General features: G+C 49.5%; 14 protein-coding genes and 1 pseudogene. 9 read left to right on the forward strand and 6 right to left on the reverse strand.

Annotated elements, in window-relative coordinates:
- Positions 1-6: 6 nt before the first annotated feature.
- The gene (locus EWA64_RS15865; RefSeq protein ID WP_061894252.1) at positions 7-2,064 is read left to right on the forward strand and encodes a PAS domain-containing sensor histidine kinase; all 2,058 of its coding nucleotides are present in this window, start codon (positions 7-9) and stop codon (positions 2,062-2,064) included.
- Between the two features lie 15 nt (positions 2,065-2,079).
- Here EWA64_RS15865 and EWA64_RS15870 read toward each other — a convergent pair.
- A pseudogene (locus EWA64_RS15870) lies at positions 2,080-2,178 on the reverse strand (AraC family transcriptional regulator); the annotation flags it as partial.
- Positions 2,179-2,363: 185 nt separating this feature from the next.
- Positions 2,364-3,269 carry a LysR family transcriptional regulator gene (locus EWA64_RS15875; RefSeq protein WP_061894250.1) on the reverse strand — a complete coding sequence of 302 codons (906 nt, stop codon included), beginning with the start codon at positions 3,267-3,269 and terminating at the stop codon, positions 2,364-2,366.
- Between the two features lie 107 nt (positions 3,270-3,376).
- Between EWA64_RS15875 and accD the strand changes: the two genes are divergently transcribed.
- Positions 3,377-4,243: an acetyl-CoA carboxylase, carboxyltransferase subunit beta gene (gene accD, locus EWA64_RS15880; protein WP_061894249.1), complete on the forward strand. Its 867-nt coding sequence runs from the start codon at positions 3,377-3,379 to the stop codon at positions 4,241-4,243.
- 108 nt (positions 4,244-4,351) lie between these two features.
- On the opposite strand, the gene EWA64_RS15885 is transcribed toward accD, so the two are convergent.
- On the reverse strand, positions 4,352-5,548 hold the full coding sequence (locus EWA64_RS15885) for an MFS transporter (RefSeq protein ID WP_061894248.1): 1,197 nt from the start codon (positions 5,546-5,548) through the stop codon (positions 4,352-4,354).
- 188 nt (positions 5,549-5,736) lie between these two features.
- Between EWA64_RS15885 and EWA64_RS15890 the strand changes: the two genes are divergently transcribed.
- From EWA64_RS15890 to EWA64_RS15900, 3 genes are all read left to right on the forward strand, one after another.
- The gene (locus EWA64_RS15890) at positions 5,737-6,618 is read left to right on the forward strand and encodes a LysR family transcriptional regulator (protein WP_061894247.1); all 882 of its coding nucleotides are present in this window, start codon (positions 5,737-5,739) and stop codon (positions 6,616-6,618) included.
- Positions 6,619-6,861: 243 nt separating this feature from the next.
- Complete coding sequence (locus tag EWA64_RS15895) at positions 6,862-8,199, forward strand: cytochrome ubiquinol oxidase subunit I (RefSeq protein ID WP_061894246.1); 1,338 nt, start codon at positions 6,862-6,864, stop codon at positions 8,197-8,199.
- A complete protein-coding gene (locus EWA64_RS15900) occupies positions 8,196-9,188 on the forward strand; it encodes a cytochrome d ubiquinol oxidase subunit II (protein WP_061894245.1) in 993 nt (330 codons plus the stop codon). Before EWA64_RS15895 ends, EWA64_RS15900 begins: the two co-directional genes overlap by 4 nt.
- Before the next feature lie 183 nt (positions 9,189-9,371).
- Here the strand turns inward: EWA64_RS15900 and EWA64_RS15905 are convergent, their stop codons facing one another.
- Positions 9,372-10,025: a glutathione S-transferase family protein gene (locus tag EWA64_RS15905; RefSeq protein ID WP_061894244.1), complete on the reverse strand. Its 654-nt coding sequence runs from the start codon at positions 10,023-10,025 to the stop codon at positions 9,372-9,374.
- Positions 10,026-10,142: 117 nt separating this feature from the next.
- Between EWA64_RS15905 and EWA64_RS15910 the strand changes: the two genes are divergently transcribed.
- The 3 genes from EWA64_RS15910 (at position 10,143) to EWA64_RS15920 (ending at position 13,158) form a co-directional block, all read left to right on the forward strand.
- Complete coding sequence (locus tag EWA64_RS15910) at positions 10,143-11,033, forward strand: LysR family transcriptional regulator (protein WP_061894651.1); 891 nt, start codon at positions 10,143-10,145, stop codon at positions 11,031-11,033.
- 419 nt (positions 11,034-11,452) lie between these two features.
- The gene (locus tag EWA64_RS15915) at positions 11,453-12,637 is read left to right on the forward strand and encodes an AAA family ATPase (protein ID WP_061894243.1); all 1,185 of its coding nucleotides are present in this window, start codon (positions 11,453-11,455) and stop codon (positions 12,635-12,637) included.
- An 11-nt stretch (positions 12,638-12,648) separates the two neighbouring features.
- Entirely contained in the window at positions 12,649-13,158 is a 510-nt protein-coding gene (locus EWA64_RS15920) for a hypothetical protein (protein WP_061894242.1), read from the forward strand.
- A 226-nt stretch (positions 13,159-13,384) separates the two neighbouring features.
- On the opposite strand, the gene EWA64_RS15925 is transcribed toward EWA64_RS15920, so the two are convergent.
- A complete protein-coding gene (locus EWA64_RS15925) occupies positions 13,385-14,299 on the reverse strand; it encodes a DMT family transporter (protein WP_061894241.1) in 915 nt (304 codons plus the stop codon).
- Positions 14,300-14,460: 161 nt separating this feature from the next.
- Complete coding sequence (locus EWA64_RS15930; RefSeq protein WP_061894240.1) at positions 14,461-15,900, reverse strand: sucrose-specific PTS transporter subunit IIBC; 1,440 nt, start codon at positions 15,898-15,900, stop codon at positions 14,461-14,463.
- Between the two features lie 254 nt (positions 15,901-16,154).
- On the opposite strand from EWA64_RS15930, the gene EWA64_RS15935 reads away from it, so the two are divergent.
- The gene (locus EWA64_RS15935) at positions 16,155-17,141 is read left to right on the forward strand and encodes a LacI family DNA-binding transcriptional regulator (RefSeq protein WP_039441418.1); all 987 of its coding nucleotides are present in this window, start codon (positions 16,155-16,157) and stop codon (positions 17,139-17,141) included.
- Positions 17,142-17,257: the final 116 nt, after the last annotated feature.

The raw sequence follows: 17,257 nt of genomic DNA on the forward strand, positions 1-17,257 counted from the left end.
GAGTCGATGAGAGCAAAAGTGCTGCTAATTTTCGTGATTTTGATGTGGTTTTTGCTCAGCCAATGGGCCGGAAAAGAGTTGGTCCGACAGTGGCAAAGTGCGCAAAGCATCGAACAATCTCAGCAGCGCTTTCTCGACTATATTGGCGATGTTCGCCGCACGTTACACCGTTTTTATCATCTGCCATATCTGATCACCAACAACCGCAACAGCCAAACGTTTTTAGCTGGCGATAGCACGCTTTACCCAGCACTGCGCAATGAGCTGACCTTACTCGACAAAGCCGCCAATACCAAAGGCTGGTATTTGCTCTCGGCCAGCGGCGACATGCTCATTTCCAGCTTGGAAGATGAACGCCTCAGCGAGGCTGACATTGATGCGATTGTCGAGCAGATCCACGCCCAGCGTGAAGGCGTTTCGCTGGTGAGTAAAACTCGAGGCTCCTCGCCGTTTTTCTATCTCGCCGCGCCCATCAACATCGATTTCGATATTGTCGGCATCGCCGTAGTGCAGATCAATTTGCGCCTGCTTACCGAACAAGCGTTAACCAGCAGCGACGCGATCTTGTTTCAGAACCTGCGCGGCGACTATTTTCTCTCCAGCCACCCAGAGATGACCGCCGACTGGCTCAACGAACACCAACCGCAAATTGTTCAACAACACTCAGAGCTCAAAGACGGCACTTCGCTGCTGTTTTGGCTCAACCAAGACAACACCTATCTTGCACAAACCATCGTCTTGGACGATCTCCATTGGCAACTAACCTATCTGAGCAGTTACAAGCCTGTTCGCCAAGCGGTCGTTTCCGCCAGTTGGGGGATAACCATTGGCAATCTTGTGCTGCTGATGTTTGCTGTCATTGCCTACCAGCGTCAGCAAAAAAACTTGAGCCAGCAACGCATTCAAAAACTGATGGACGAATCTCGCCAGCGCATGAGCCAGATGATCAACAAAACCCATGTTGGGTTATTTCTGCTCAACGCCCAAGGCCAGATTGAAGACATCAATCCCATGGCCAAGCGCTACTTCAGCCTCTCCGACAGCATGACCACCAAGATGCCAGCGTGGCAGTTGTTTGATATCGGCAATCCCGCTTCCACGATTTTGCCGTTGTTAAAAAATCTGCCCAAACACCGAGATTTAGCCGAACTCACGGCCATCGAAACCATGGGGCGGCGCAGTGATGGCAGCCAGTTTCCTTTGCTGTTTTCCCTCACCGCTTTTCCTTGGCACGGCGAGCATCACTATTTGGTGACCGTGCTCGACATCAGCAAACGCAAAAAAGCCGAACAGGCGCTGCAAAAAGCCAATGAAGAGCTGACCAGCCGAGTCGAAGCGCGCACCGCCGAGCTAAAAGCGGCGCAACAAGAGCTGATTGAGAGCAGCAAGCTCGCCGCACTGGGTAAGATGTCCAGCGCAATTACCCATGAGCTTAACCAGCCGTTAACAGGCTTAAAAACGCTGCTCACCAGTAACGAAGTGCTGATGGAACGAGGCGAGTTGGCAATGCTGAAATCCAATAATCAGTTGATTCATCGCCTGATTGATCGCATGGGTAAAATGACCAGCCAGCTAAAATCTTTTGCCTATCAAAAGCCGGAACAACTTTGTCCGGTGTCACTGCCTGAGGCTCTGCAAGAAACGCTGCGGATTTACCAAGCGGAACTGGCCCCCATCGACGTGCGAGTGCGTCTGCCTCATCCACTCGCCAACGTGTTGGGCGAAGAGCAGCGTTTACGACAAGTGCTGGGGAATTTGATCTCCAACGCCATCGACGCGATGAAAGCCACCGCGCAACCTCAACTGATAATTTCCGCTTCAATAGCGCAAAACAAACTGAGCCTTGCTGTTAGCGATAATGGTTGTGGTGTAAGTGAGGAGCAACTAAGCCAACTATTTGAACCTTTCGCGACCAGCAAAAAAATCGGTGAAGGGCTTGGTTTGGGCTTGTCTATCACCGCCAATAACATGCGCGACATGCAAGGGCGCATCTCGGTCAACAAAAACGCCAATGCCGGATTAACCTTTATACTGACGTTTTTAATTGCAAAGCACACAGAGTAAAACATCGCCAACGCGCTATTTGATTGGCAAATAGATCTCCGTCAGCAAGTCAACCTCATCCACTTCGTGGACAAAGTTTAAGTAGTGGAAGAAACAAGGAAAATCTCTTAATTGAAACGCGAAACCCTGACCTTGACCCTCGATTTTGATTTGCAGATCAGCGATGACGTTGAGCATCATCAACTGGAATTGGGTGAGGTTTACCTCAAAATCCACCCACAAGCGTAGCGGCGAGCAGCGTCATGGAGGATTTCCGTGGCGCTGTTTTACTCACGATGAGCAAATCATCAGCGCATTTTTTAAATGCTCATCTCTTCGTTCGCTTGGCGTCGCAGATGATCGATAAACATGGGGATCTTTCTCGCTATGTGTTTTCTCGATGCATAAAAAGCGTACAAAACCAGATCGTCAGGCTGGTATTCCAATGCAACCGTTTCAAGATGGCCTGCTTTTATCTCCTCTTGGCAAAAATCGATTGGCAGGATGGCGAAACCAAGCCCAGCTAACGCAGCCGATTTGGCAAGATTGCCACTGTTGACTCGAAACGAGGAGTGAACTCTCTGTGTCACCAATCCGCCTTGCGCAGTTTTGAAAATCCAAGGCGTTCCGTTAAGCGCCGTTAAGCTGCTGATACAAGGGAGATGTTGCAAATCGGTGATGTGATACGGCAGAGGATGTGCTTGCAAGCATTCGGGCGAGGCCACCACCACACTCGGCCAGCGCTTTATTTCCGTCGCTATCCAGTTGCTATCGGCAAGCGGCCCACGCTGAAAACTCAGTACCACATCAAACCCATCGAGGAGGTCTTCTTTCGGGCTTAAGCTGGTATCACAGCACAATCCAATCGAAGGATGCTGGCGACAAAAAGCAACCACCGCCTGAGCTAATGCAGGTGAATCGGGCATCAAAATCTTGAGCTGCCCCATCACTTCGTGGCTATGCTGCGTCACCTCTTCAAAAGCCTCATCCAAACGTGCTAACAAAGCGTGGGTTCGCGCATAAAGTTGCTCTCCGGCATCGGTTGCCGCAATGCGGCGTGTGGTTCGGTCGAATAAACGCGTTGCCAATTTCTCTTCCAGCAAGGCAATGTGACGACTGACATTGGACGTCGGCAAATTGAGGAACTCGGCAGCGCGCTTAAAGCTTTGGTTTTCATAGACACAATGAAAGCTTCTTAACCACAGTTGATCAATATGATTGAGCATTCAATAATCCCATAAAGTTGGATTGTTAAATCAATTTTTGCCACTTTATTGCGATTTTAGGGTTAGTACAATCTTTCTGATGGGTGATTCACTGAGTAAGGAGCAGTATGGGCTGGCTAGAAAGACTCTTCGACAAAAGAAAACTTATCGCAACACGTAAAGCGACCATCCCAGACGGAATATGGACTAAGTGCGACGCCTGCGATGAAATTCTTTATCGTTTAACCTTGCAGGCCAACTTGCAGGTGTGCCCAAAATGTCATCATCATATGCGAATGGCAGCGCGGGCACGTCTGGAAAGCTTTCTCGATAACGCGCACAGAGTAGAAATTGCCAGCGAACTGCAACCCAAAGATGTCTTGAATTTTAAAGACATCAAATCTTACCAAGAACGCTTGTCGCTGGCGCAAAGACAAAGCGGAGAGAAGGACGCCTTAGTGGTGATGCAAGGCCGCGTGCTAGGTGTGCCCGTAGTGGCCTGCGCGTTTGAATTCTCTTTTATGGCAGGTTCAATGGGCTCAGTAGTGGGGGCACGATTTGTCAGCGCCGTTGAAGCAGCACTCGCAGCGAACTGCGGTTTGGTCTGCTTCTCCGCCTGTGGTGGCGCACGAATGCAGGAGTCTCTGATTTCCTTGATGCAAATGGCCAAAACCAGTGCTGCCCTTCGTCATCTTTCTGAGGCTGGGCTGCCTTACGTTTCCGTGCTGACGGACCAAACCTTTGGCGGTGTGTCAGCCAGCATCGCTATGCTCGGAGACATCAATATTGCCGAACCCAAAGCGCGCATTGGCTTTGCAGGACGTCGGGTGATTGAGCAAACCGTTCGTGAAACACTTCCGGACGACTTTCAGCAAAGTGAGTTTCTCTTAGAACACGGTGCGCTCGATATGATTGTTGATCGGCGTGAACTACGCGAACGCATTGCAAGACTGATGGCAAAACTGACTCATACGCAGATTGCTGCCAGCGAGTAAGCGTTGCCCAGGCAAAGTGACAAATCTCTTGTCTGCTATTGCGACGCGAGGCAAAAACATTGGCCAATGCGTAAACACTGGCCAATGACTAAAGCTGACAATCAACCGTTATTTCACTAGTGCCGCTTCTTTACCCCACGCACCGTCACGGCGTTTATCCAGTCGGCCGCTTAAACGAGTGAGCGCCAGCGCAAGCAAGACAATCAACGCCCCTACCCAAGGGGTGTGCATTAAACCGGCTTTCGCCACAATCACGCCGCCGCCCCACGAGCCCAGTGCAATGCCGACATTAAACGCAGCGATGTTCAGACCAGAGGCGACGTCCACTGCATCTGGTGCGTATTGTTCCGCCAGTTTTACCACGTACACTTGCAGCCCGGGCACGTTGCCAAAGGCAAAGGCGCCCCACAGCAAAATGGTGGCGACCGCCGCCATTGGGTGCGCCGCGGTAAAGTTAAACACCACTAAAATCGCCGCTAGACCAGTAAAAATAATCGTCAGCGCTTTAACCGGTCCCATTTTGTCGGCCATTTTTCCGCCCCAGAGATTGCCAATCGCTACCGATACGCCATATACCAGCATGATGATGCTGATCGCGCTGGCGCTAAATCCGGCTTCTTGCTGCAAAATCGGCGCAAGGAAGGTAAAAGCGGTAAAGGTGCCGCCATAGCCAAGTGCAGTAATGGCGTACACCAGTAACAAACGAGGCTGCGTTAACACCCTAAGCTGGGAGGAAAACTTTGCCGCAGCAGGCTGTTTTAGGTTGTTGGGCACTAAGAACGCACTGCCAATTAAAGCAATCAGCCCCAGTAGCGCAACGATCAGAAACGTCGCCTGCCAGCCAAAAGTTTGCCCAATGTAAGTGCCAAGCGGTACCCCCGTAACCAGCGCGACGGTCAGGCCAGTGAACATCAGTGCAATCGCACTGGCCGCTTTTTCTTTAGGCACCAAACCTGTGGCGATGGTTGAACCAATCGAGAAAAATACCCCATGGGCTAAACCGGTCAAAATGCGGGCGAGAATCAAGGTGTTGTAACCGGGTGCTTGCCATGCCAGTAGATTACCGACCACAAACAGCGACATCACTGCCAGCAGAACGTACTTGCGGTTCCATTTTCCGCTCAGGGCGGTCAAAACAGGCGCGCCAACGGCTACACCAAGCGCATACAGGCTGACCAGCAAACCGGCTGAGGGGATCGAAACGGCTAAATCGGCGGCCATCGTCGGGATAAGCCCAACAATGACAAATTCGGTGGTACCAATAGCAAAGGCGCTGAGCGTCAAGGCTAAAAGAGCTAACGGCATAATCTCTCTCACTTATTTTAAAATGGATTTTGAGGAAAACACCGTCGCGACTGGCGTCGTCATGCCTAACACGTCGGTGTTGATGGGAGGATTATGCGCAAGGCTTATTTTGCGAAAAATAGGTGTTTTAACAAATGATATTTGTTATTAATGCAAAAATAACGCAACAACGCCGAAGCGAGAAGACGATGAAAACACGATCCGATGACTTAGAAATACTGCTGGCGGTGGTCGATAGCGGCGGCTTTTCTGCGGCAGCGGAACAGTTGGACATTCAGGTCGCGCGCGTTTCTCGCGCGGTGAGCAAAGTGGAAAACCAAGTGGGCGTGTCTATCTTAAACCGCACCACTCGCCGCATCGAACTCACCGAGGAAGGACGCCAGTTTGTCGAGGCAGTACGAATGGGGTTACAACAGATCCAGCAAGCGGAAGAGGAGATTATCTCGCGCGGAGAGTTACCCAAAGGACGCCTGCGGGTCGATGCTGCCAGCCCGTTTGTCTTCCATCAACTGATACCGCTCATCCAGCCGTTCAAACAAGCTTATCCCGACATTGAACTGGAGCTCACCTCCAACGAAGGGTTTGTCGATCTGCTGGAAAAGAGAACCGATTTGGCGATCCGCATCGGCGCGTTAAGCGACTCAACCTTACACGCGAGACCGCTTGGCCGCAGTTCACTTTACATCGTCGCCTCTCCCGATTACTTGGCAAAACGCGGTTTCCCCTATAAAAGCAGCGATCTCGCTCACCACGATACGCTTGGGTTTTCGACCCCAAAAACACTCAACGAATGGCCACTCAAAGGGTTTAGCCGCCTAACGCCAACCCTGACATCAAGCAACGGCGAAACGATAAGACAGCTTGCTTTAATGGGCAACGGTATCGCCTGCCTGTCGGGATTCATGGTGAAAAAGGACCTCGCCGAGGGCCGCTTGATTGCACTGCTGGAGAGCGAAAAAATCCTCAATACCGGCCGTGAGCAGATCAACGCGGTCTACTACAAATCCTCTTCTGTGGCCAAGCGCATCTCGGTTTTCATTGATTTTATTCAGCCGAAGTTAACACTTTAACCTCACGCTAGCGAATCAAGCCGTTCGGCTGACGGCGTAATATTTTGTCAACATTTCCCTGAGCTTAGATACACCTTTTTCCTCGGTTTACCTTGGCAAAATTGATACAAATCAAATTTGCTTGCCACGGGGTTTCCCTCGTGGCGACTAAACCAATCCAGTCGCAATGACGTAATAGTCAATAAAGATGGGGCTGACTTGCCTTCACCATCACTGGTTTGTTTCATTTTTTGAGGAAAAAAGATGTTAGATACCCTCATGTTGTCGCGGATCCAATTCGCCGCCAATATCAGTTTCCACATATTGTTCCCCACCATCACCATCGCTTTGGGCTGGATGCTGGTGTTTTTCAAATGGCGCTATGTGCGAACGCAGGCCCAACAGTGGCTCGATCTCTACTATTTCTGGGTCAAGGTGTTCGCCTTAACTTTTGCTTTGGGGGTGGTGTCGGGCATCACCATGAGTTTCCAGTTTGGCACCAACTGGCCGGGGTTTATGGAACGCGTCGGCAACGTCGCCGGCCCATTGCTCGGTTATGAAGTGATGACCGCCTTTTTTATGGAAGCGACTTTTCTTGGCGTGATGCTGTTTGGCCGCGGCCGTGTGCCGGAATGGCTGCACACCTTAGCGACCGTGTTGGTGGCGGTGGGAACCACTCTTTCGGCATTCTGGATTTTGGTGCTCAACAGTTGGATGCACACCCCAACAGGACACGAAGTGATCGACGGTATCGTACATGTCACCAGTTGGAAAGAGGTGATTTTTAACCCTTCCATGCCGTATCGATTCGCGCATACCCTGCTCGCTTCTGCGCTGACTGCCAGCTTTTTGATCGCCGGGCTCAGCGCTTACCAAGTGCTGCGCGATGGCAAAAATCAAGCGGCGAAACTCGGACTAAAAGTGGCGGTGAGCGTGGCAGCCATCACCATTCCTGTGCAGATCTTGGTGGGCGACCTACATGGTCTCAACACATTGGAACATCAGCCAGCGAAAATCGCCGCGATGGAAGGAGTGTGGCAGACCGAACGAGGCGCACCTTTGCTGCTGTTTGCCTTACCTAATGAAGAGACGCGCAGCAACGATTGGGCTATCGGCATTCCGCACTTGGCGAGTTTGATTTTAACCCATGAAATGGATGGCGAAATCGTCGGCTTAGATGCCTTTGCACCGGACCATCCTCCAGTCGCGCCGCTGTTTTTTGGCTTTCGCGTGATGGTGGGCGTCGGCGTGCTGATGCTGCTGGTCAGTTGGTTCGGCGCTTGGCATTTTTGGCGCAACAAACCCGTGCCGAAACCGTACATGTATGCTTTGGTGGGAATGACTTTCTCCGGTTGGGTCGCCACTCTTGCCGGTTGGTACGTGACCGAAATCGGCCGTCAACCTTGGCTGGTGAACGGCGTTTTGCGCACCTCTGAGGCCGTCACACCCGTGGCAAGCAGCTCGGTCGGAATCTCGCTCGCGCTCTATCTGCTGACCTACGTGGTGCTGCTCGTCGCCTACATTCATACCTTGTTCTATCTCGCGCGCAAAGGCGTACAAGCCGCGCCGACTTCCTCAACCACTTCAAAGGCCGCGTTATGATGCAGTATCTTCCAGAAATTTATCTTCTGTTACTTGGCTTTACCGTGTTTATGTACGCGGTGCTGGATGGCTATGATCTCGGTGTTGGCATCTTGCTGCCACGCAATGATGTGGTGCAACGCGATCGGATGATCGCCTCCATCGGCCCGTTTTGGGATGCCAATGAAACTTGGCTGGTGCTGGCGGTGGGTATTCTGCTGATTGCTTTTCCCACCGCGCACAGCTTGATTTTTACTGAGCTCTACTTGCCAACAGCACTGATGCTGATTGCCCTTATCATGCGCGGAGTGGCGTTCGATTTTCGTGCCAAAGCCAAAGCAGATCACAAAGAGCATTGGGATCTCTGCTTCAAGCTCGGCTCGCTGCTCGCCGCGTTAACCCAAGGCTATATGATTGGCCGCTATGTGGTAGGTTTTGATGCTTCGCTGGCCGCTTACGGTTTTGCTGTGCTCAGCGCGTTGTGTGTTGCTGCGGCCTACGTGTACATTGGCGGTGCATGGCTGGTGCTCAAAACCGAGGGCGAATTGCAAGTGCGCGCTGCGCGTTGGTCGCGCAAAGCGGGTTGGCTCGCCGCACTGGGCGTGCTGGCAGTAAGCGTGGTGAACCCATGGGTGAACTCCGCCGTGGCCGAGCGTTGGTTCAGCTTTCCTGAAGTGATTTTACTCGCGCCAATTCCGCTTATTGTGCTCGCCACCATTTTGGTGGTGGATCGCTATCTAAAGCGGGTGCCGACCGTCAATGACGCAGGCGTGCAGTGGCCATTTTTTGGCGTGGCGCTGATTTTCGGCCTGAGTTTCTTAGGGCTCGCCTACAGCTTTTTTCCAGAAATCGTTCCCGGAATGATGACGGCCCAGCAAGCTGCCTCGTCACCCGACACCTTAATGGTAGTGGGTATTGGCGTGGTCATTGTGATGCCGACCATCTTGCTTTACACCTTTTTCGTCTATCGGATCTTTAAAGGCAAAGCAACCGATCTCAGTTACTTGTAATTGAAACCAGCAGCGATGTGAACAGGGCTTTGCCCATCGAACGGGCGGTAACATTCACCGCCCGTTTTTGTATTGGCGCTAGCGGCACAAATCAAACACAAAGAAGAATGTGGCCTGCTGCAGGACGCAGATTGAACCGATTAAGGCCGCATTCGGTTGCAAAAGACGTATCCGGTTGCAAAGCTAGTCATTATTTTCGTTAGCAGCGCTGTTTAGTATCTCCTTGCGCAGCCCCACATTCGACAGTTGCACGGGGACAAAGTGAGGTAACGCTTCGACTCGCTTCAGCCACACTTGCACATCAGGGAAATCCGCCAAACTTATGCCGCCTTCTGGCGCTAACTTGATATAACTGTAGAGGGCTAAGTCAGCAATAGTCGGCGCGCTTCCGACCAACCATTGGCGGCCATGTTGGTAGCTCTGGAGCTGTTTTAGCAGCTTGTATGCTTCTTGAGTCAGCGGTTCACTGTCTATCGCTCGGTTAAATAAATTCGCCGCGCGCAGTTTGGCAATTGAGCCTGCGAGTCGATGCGCGGCAAGAGAAAGAAACTGTTCAATATGCGCGCGCATTTGCGGTGAATCCGGCAGCCATTGCCGCTCTTTATCATAAACGCTGGCGAGATAAACCAAGATCGCGTTTGAGTCAGCAATGACCGTTTCGCCATCCACCAGTACGGGGATCTGGCCAAAGGGGTTAAGCGCCAAAAATTCGGCTTGTTGATGCTCCCCGGCAGGCAGATCAACGGTAATGAGTTCAAAATCCAATTCGAGCATACTCAATAGCATATGCGCGCGGTGTGCATGCCCTGAAAAGGGGTGCCAATATAGTTTAAGCATCGTTTTCTCCTAACTGATTGTTTTTCTATTTAAGAACAACTTGCTAAGAAGAAAAACCCCGCTAACATGGAATGATAATTTCCACTATGTTGATAATGCATGGATACTATCGATGGAATGAGAACAGTGGTAGCCGTCATAGAGACAGGCTCATTCACTGCCGCTGCAGAGCGTTTAGGTATTTCTAAATCTCTTACCTCCAAATACGTTAACAGTGTCGAAGAGCAGCTCGGAGTCAAACTGTTTCATCGCACGACCCGCAAACTTTCTGTCAACCAGTCTGGCCACGAATACTACAATCAAGCGCAACATGTTTTGGCCAATCTTGATAAGTTGTACCAGCAGCTCCACGCCAAAAACAGAGAGGTCTCTGGGCCTTTACGTATAACGGCCTCGCAAGGTTTTGCCGAGGAGCTATTAAGTCCGCTGATTCCAGAGTTCCACCTTCGCTATCCCAATATTCAAATTGATATCATCGTTACCAATCAGAAGCTTAACTTAGTTGAGCAAGCGATAGACATCGCGTTTCGTGCCAGTGAACTACCAGACTCCAGTTTGAGATATCGTAAGATAATGTCACTTCAAAGCTCGGTGTATGCCGCACCCGATTTAGCAAAGCGGTATAGCCAAGGTATGGCGCTGTCACAACTTCCTTGCCTTATCGATAGCAACCTTCACCCGACAGCGCGTTGGCCCGTGCTCAGCTCTTTGGGCCAAGGGAATAGCTTTACTGTAAACACCGTTTTCAAAAGCAATAGCCCAAGGATGATCCGCCAATTGACGCTCTCCGCGGTCGGAGCAAGCTATCAGCCGGATATGATTGTGGCCCCTTATGTAAAAAAGGGCTTATTGCAAAAGCTTGATGTCGGTTTTAAGCCGCTTGAGTATCCGTTAAACGCGCTATATGGCGGAGGCAATTACCAGCCTGAACGAGTAAAAGTCTTTTTGGACTTTGTGATTGACAAGCTCGCCACGGCGAATGGAAATAACATAAATACAAAGGCTTAACCCTGAAGTGCGTATTACCATAGATTATAGATAACGACTTATCAGTACCTATATGTCAGGACACATTTGTGAGCTAGCGGTGCAGGCAGATCGAAATTGCCCCTTTCTTTGTTTCGCCAGATTGAATACACACTTTACCAAGGCATCACTTGACTTACTTTTTATAATACAAGTAAGACTAAAAAAACGGGAAAACATCATTTTAGGATGACTATCTATTACACAAAGCTACGCCAGTATGGTTTCGCTGGCGTTTAGCAAAATATGGCAGTCGATGTATTTCCCAGTAACATATATACAAAAGTCCAACACCCCATGTTTAACAACTTGAGTACTAGACATAAATCACACTTAACACGGTTGAAAAATGCACCACCAAGAGCCATAATCAACAAAAATATGTTGATTATGGCTTTTGCATGCTAATAAAGTTTATCTGTAAAAATTTCTACTCATTTGGCAACGAGCAAGAAGTTTCTTTTGAAGTTGGGAAAAAACCATCAGCTTCCTACTACGACATAAACCTAGAATCTGGTGAGCGTCTAAACAAGGTATTGGCAGTTGTTGGGGCTAATGGTGCTGGTAAGACTCAGCTGTTGCGTCCACTTGCTTTCCTTGGTTCATTTATATCGACTTCTGCGTTCGACTATAAACCTTCTGAAAGTATCCCATACATGCCCCACCGATTGTATGCCGATAGGCCGACTGATTTTGAGTTGCACTTCATGCTCGGTGGGGAGCAGTACAAGTACAACTTGTCGGTTACAAAAAATGATGTCTTGTTGGAATCACTGTATAAAAAAACTAGTCGTAGCTACTCGTATGTGTTTGTTAGAGAGAAAGCTGATGATGGGTACAGCTACAAGCAAAAAGGCTTCGGCTTTTCTGTGGCTCAAGCTAAAAAAGTGAGAAGTAATGTCTCTGTTATTTCAGCTGCATTCCAGCAAAACGTCTCTAATGCATCCGAACTCTATACGTACTTTAATAGTTTTATTTTCAATGTGAATATGATGGGGCGTAGACATTTCAATGATGGTGATATTCTGGAAGCGACCGAATTTCTAAAAGATGAGAGTAAGTTGAAACAGAGATTACACCAAGCTGTCTTTGATTTCGATTTGGGAATTCACGATATTGAATATAAACAGCAAAAGGTTACAGATGAGAAAGGAGAGGAACACGAGTTTGACTTTCCTTTCGCTATCCATAAGTGTGAAAAAGGTGAATTTACACTCCCATTATTCGAGGAGTCTAGCGGTACTAAAGCTCTTTTCGTAATGCTTCGCAGGGTACTGCCAGTATTACAATATGGTGGTGTTGCTATACTAGATGAGATTGATAACGACCTCCACCCTCACATGCTTCCAGTCATTCTGGATTGGTTTAAGCATAAAGAGACTAACCAACATGATGCACAAATTATCTTTACTTGCCACACCCCAGAAATACTAAATATGCTCAAGAAACATCAAGTCTACCTCGTAGAAAAAGAGTGTCTTGAAAGTGATGCATGGCGTTTGGATGAAATGGTAGGAATTCGTGCCGATGACAACCTTTACGCTAAGTACCAAGCTGGTGCTCTAGGTGCTGTACCCAACGTATAGGAGTGTTGAAGTTGGCTAAAAAGAAAGTTAGAAAGGCTAATGTTGCATCACTAATCGTCGTTGGTGAGGGTATTCACGACAGAGCATTTTTGAATCACATGAAAGACAACTATGACGGCCGAGAAACTGGCCAAGTAGTTAAAATAGAATCATCAGATGGTGGTTCACCTAGAAATATTCTCATGTCTGCTAAAAAGAGCCAAGAAGCCGCATACGACAAACGATATGTGTTAATGGATAGTGACGTCGCAATACCGCAACAAGATTGGGCGTATGCGAAAAAGCATAAGATTGAAGTAATTTTATCCACACCTGTATGTCTTGAGGGGATGCTGCTTGATGTTCTTGGTGTTAAGGCTGGAACCTGTGGTGACAGTTGTAAAACTAAACTTAGACCTTATCTTGGTGGCTGCCCTACTCAAAAGACTAGCTATCAAAAATCATTTTCAAAAAAAGTTTTGGATGCTACTGAAAAAGAGCAGATTGTTAAGCTCAGAGAATTGCTCTCTAATCAAAAATAAATACAAATAGTTTAATTTCCATTGATGGGGTGTGGGTAATATCTTCACAGTCGAGAGTTAGGCACGGAAAACGTTACGGGACATTTTCTAAATTTCTATAGAAACAAGATACTTTTTCTTATCTGACAGAACCCTTTTAGAACAAGTACTCTAACAAGGTTCTGTCCAAAAACAAGTTAACCCCCCAAATTTACACTGTAAAAGGGCGTACTACGCCCTTCTCTATTCAACCGCCTTTGGGCTGACTTTGCATCACCAAACATCCACCAATCAGGGCAATGCCCAGCCAGCCAAGCAGAGAAATGCTCTCACCAACAATCCACACAGCCAGAAGGCTGGCGACCACGGGCTCAAACAGCGTCAGCAAGTTGGCATTGTGCACTTCGACATGGCGCAGCCCGTAGCCAAACAGCAGGTAACCCGCGCACATAGGAAACACAGCCATATACAAGGCAATGCTACTGTTGAGTGGGTTTGCGAGCAAGTTCTCACCAGTCAGCGCTAGGCTTGGCAACAACAAGAGCGCGCCAAGGGCGAAGATAGCCCCTACCGCCGCTTGTGATTTCACCCCTTGAACGATCATCGCTTTCGCAACCCAAGAGTAAATCGCGTAGGCTAGCCCTGCCACTAAACCAAGCGCGATACCAAACAGATAATCGCTACCACTTTGCGCATGCATCGGCGTTTTCGCCCCCGCTAGTAACGCGATACCCAAAGCGCCAGTTGCAAAGCTCTGCCACCAGCGCCGAGAAATTACTAACCCTTTGCCAAAAAGACGCTCGATAAGCACGGTAAAAAACGGCGCACTGGCAATCGAAACCACCGTTCCCACCGCCACACCCGCCAGTTGCATCGACGTATAAAACGCCAGCGGATAGACGGCTAAAGCAAGCGCACTGCAAAGCAGCGCCGAGCGAAACTGCCACAACTGACGACGTTGATAGACGATGATCTTGCTGGCGTTGGAGGCTTGCAGCAAGCCTCCAACGCCCATGGCAAAAGCACCCGTCGCGAGGGGCGAAACCGCTTGAGTAAAGCTGGCCGCCGTACCCGTGGTGCCCCATAAAATGCAGGCCAGTAATATGGCGGCAACACCAGTTTGGTATTGGTTGGTGTCGGCTTTAGTGATTATCTCGGTCATTTTTACGCTCGTTTTTAATCGAATCTTGGCGTTATCCTAACCAGAGAAATTACTTTTGACTTTGCTAAACGGACGCAAAAATTGCTTTGTCAGACGTTTTAGGTAGAAAAAAGCCCACTCGATGGAGTGGGCAAAAGCGTAATCGCATTTTAGGGGGTGTATTACGCCGTAGCGCGAACGCCTTGTTTGGCTTTTTCGCGCATGCCAAGCATGACGGTTAAGCCGAAGGCAACAGCAAAAGAGATCGCCATGCCCACCACGTAGTAGCCGATCTTCTCAGGGTTAATTGAGATGACGCCTGGCAAGCCTGCCGCGCCTAGCGCCTGAGCTTTAACGTTAAACAGGGTGATAAAGGCACTGGAAACCGCCGCGCCGATGATCGCAGCAATAAATGGGTAGCGCAGTTTTAGGTTCACACCGAACATTGCTGGCTCAGTAATACCCAGTAGCGCCGTGATACCCGAAGGCAGCGCAATGCCTTTCAGCTTGGTCTCTTTGGTGGTGAAGCCGACGGCTAAAGCCGCTGCACCCTGCGCCACGTTTGACATCGCCGCGATTGGGAAAATAAAGGTGCCGCCCGTAGTCGCGATGTCGGCTAAAAGCTGAGTTTCAATCGCGATAAAGCTGTGGTGCATGCCGGTGATCACAAATGGCGCGTAGATAAAGCCAAACAGTGCGCCGCCGATAAAGCCCGCCGAATCGTACAGCCAGTTCAAGCCGTCGCCCAGCATAAAGCCAACATCACGAGTGATCGGACCTACCAGCGTGAAGGTAAGGAAACCAGTGATGAAAATTGCCAACATCGGAGTAAGCAAGTTATCGAGAACCGATGGCACCACTTTACGCAGGCCAAGCTCCACTTTCGCTAAGATGAACGCCGACACCAGCACAGGAAGCACCGAGCCTTGATAGCCTACTTTTTGGATTTCCAGACCGAGAATATTCCACGTCGGCACCGTACCGGAAACCGTCGCGCTACCAAAACCCCAGCCGTTGAGTAAGTCTGGATGAACCATCAACATACCAAGTGCCGCGCCAAGGAATGGGTTGCCACCAAACTTGCGAGAAGCAGAAAATGCCAATAAAACAGGGAGATAAACGAAAGGTGCATTGGCAAAAGTGTTGATCATACTGGCGAGATCAGCAAGGCCCGGATTGGCATCAATCAAAGATTGCCCATCAATAAACAGCCCCTTGGCGGTTAGCACGTTAAACAGACCCATCAACAGGCCGCCCGCGACAATCGCCGGAATGATAGGGACAAAAATATCCGACAAACCTTTGACCGCACGCTGCACAATGTTCTGCTTTTCTGCGCCCGCGCTGGCGACGTCGTTGGTCGACATCTCTGCCATACCGGTGAGTTTCGCCATTTCGGCATACACTTGGTTGACGATGCCAGAACCAAAAATAATCTGGTACTGACCAGCGACCTTAAACTGGCCCTTTACCCCGTCTAGAGAATCAATCGCACTCTCATTGATCAGCGCTTCATCTTTGACTGCTAAGCGCAGACGTGTTGCACAATGCGCTAATGCCTGAATGTTGGCTTTACCGCCCAAATGTTCTAAAAGTTGTTTTGCTATGACTGGATAGTCCATAACTCACCCCGATTGTTGTTTCGTTTCAGTATAGTGGTTGACTGCGATTTTGTTTTCATTTTTTGGGAACGTTTGCAAAACGAATTCTTGTCAATAAATCGCCATTGGTCAAAACATGCGGGTAAAATCTGTGAGTGGGATCGGTAAATTCAACGCAGAGGATCCGTAAAACAAGGGTAGAATCACGTTAAAAGCGGATTGAGATCGATCAGTTCTGCAATCAATCCCAAATGAAATGTGAAATAGGATGCTTTATGGCAAGTTTGCATGACGTCGCCAAAATGGCTGGCGTGTCCAAATCGACGGTTTCTCGGGTGATCAACGACGAGTACGGTGTAAAAGAATCAACAAAAATCAAAGTGTTACAAGCTGTTGCCGAATGTGGTTACGTCGTCAATCAAGTCGCCAAAGATTTAAAATCGCAAAAGACCAACTTGATTGGGGTGATTGTACCGCGCGTCTCTTCCCATGCGACGGCGCAAGGTGTGGATGGCCTCACCGCCATTTTTGAACAAGCAGGCAAACACGTTCTGCTGGCCAATACACATCAAGTTCATGAAAAAGAACTTGAATATATTCAGATATTTAACCAGAAGCGTGTCGAAGGCATTGTCTTTTACGCCACCCATTTAGACGCACCGCTGGTCAAGGCTATCCAACAATCCGCCGTGCCCGTGGTACTGGTTGGGCAAGATGGCTCCATGCACAATATTCCCAGCGTGGTGCACGATGATATGCGTGTCGGCTTTGAGGCCGGTAATCGCTTAGTCCAAGCGGGCTGCTCGCAAATCGGCTTTATTGGTGTGCAAAGGGACGACATCGCCGTGGATGTGCTGCGCTCACAGGGGTTAGAGCAATCTTTGGCGTTTCATCAACAAGCGCTTTTGTTCCATGTTCGCGGCGATTTCTCTATTGAGTCGGGCTACCGTTTAGCAAAGGAACAGCTTAAAGCGCATCCTAAACTCGATGGCCTGTTTTGCGCCACCGACCGTTTGGCTGTGGGGGCGGTGAAAGCCTTGCAAGAAGAGGGCGTTCAGGTTGGCGAGCAGATCAAAGTGCTGGGCGTGGGGAACGATGAACTCGCTTACGTCAGCACACCCTCACTTTCAACATTCAACTATGCCTTTGATAAAGCGGGAGAAAATGCCGCAAAAATGCTTCTTGAACGCATCGCGGGGCGCGGTCAGGAAATGAGTAAAGTGGTGCTTACCTTCCAAAATATCAGCCGCGAAACTTGCTGAGCTCCCCTCTCAGTTTTTTCTCTTTTGCGCCGGGTTTCTGTGCCCGGCCTCACACTCACTGACACTCTGCCCTCCTCTTTTGCCAGAAAGACTTGCCTAAATCTGCTTTGTTTTAT

The organism is Vibrio cidicii (assembly GCF_009665415.1).
Classification (GTDB): Bacteria; Pseudomonadota; Gammaproteobacteria; order Enterobacterales; family Vibrionaceae; genus Vibrio; species Vibrio cidicii.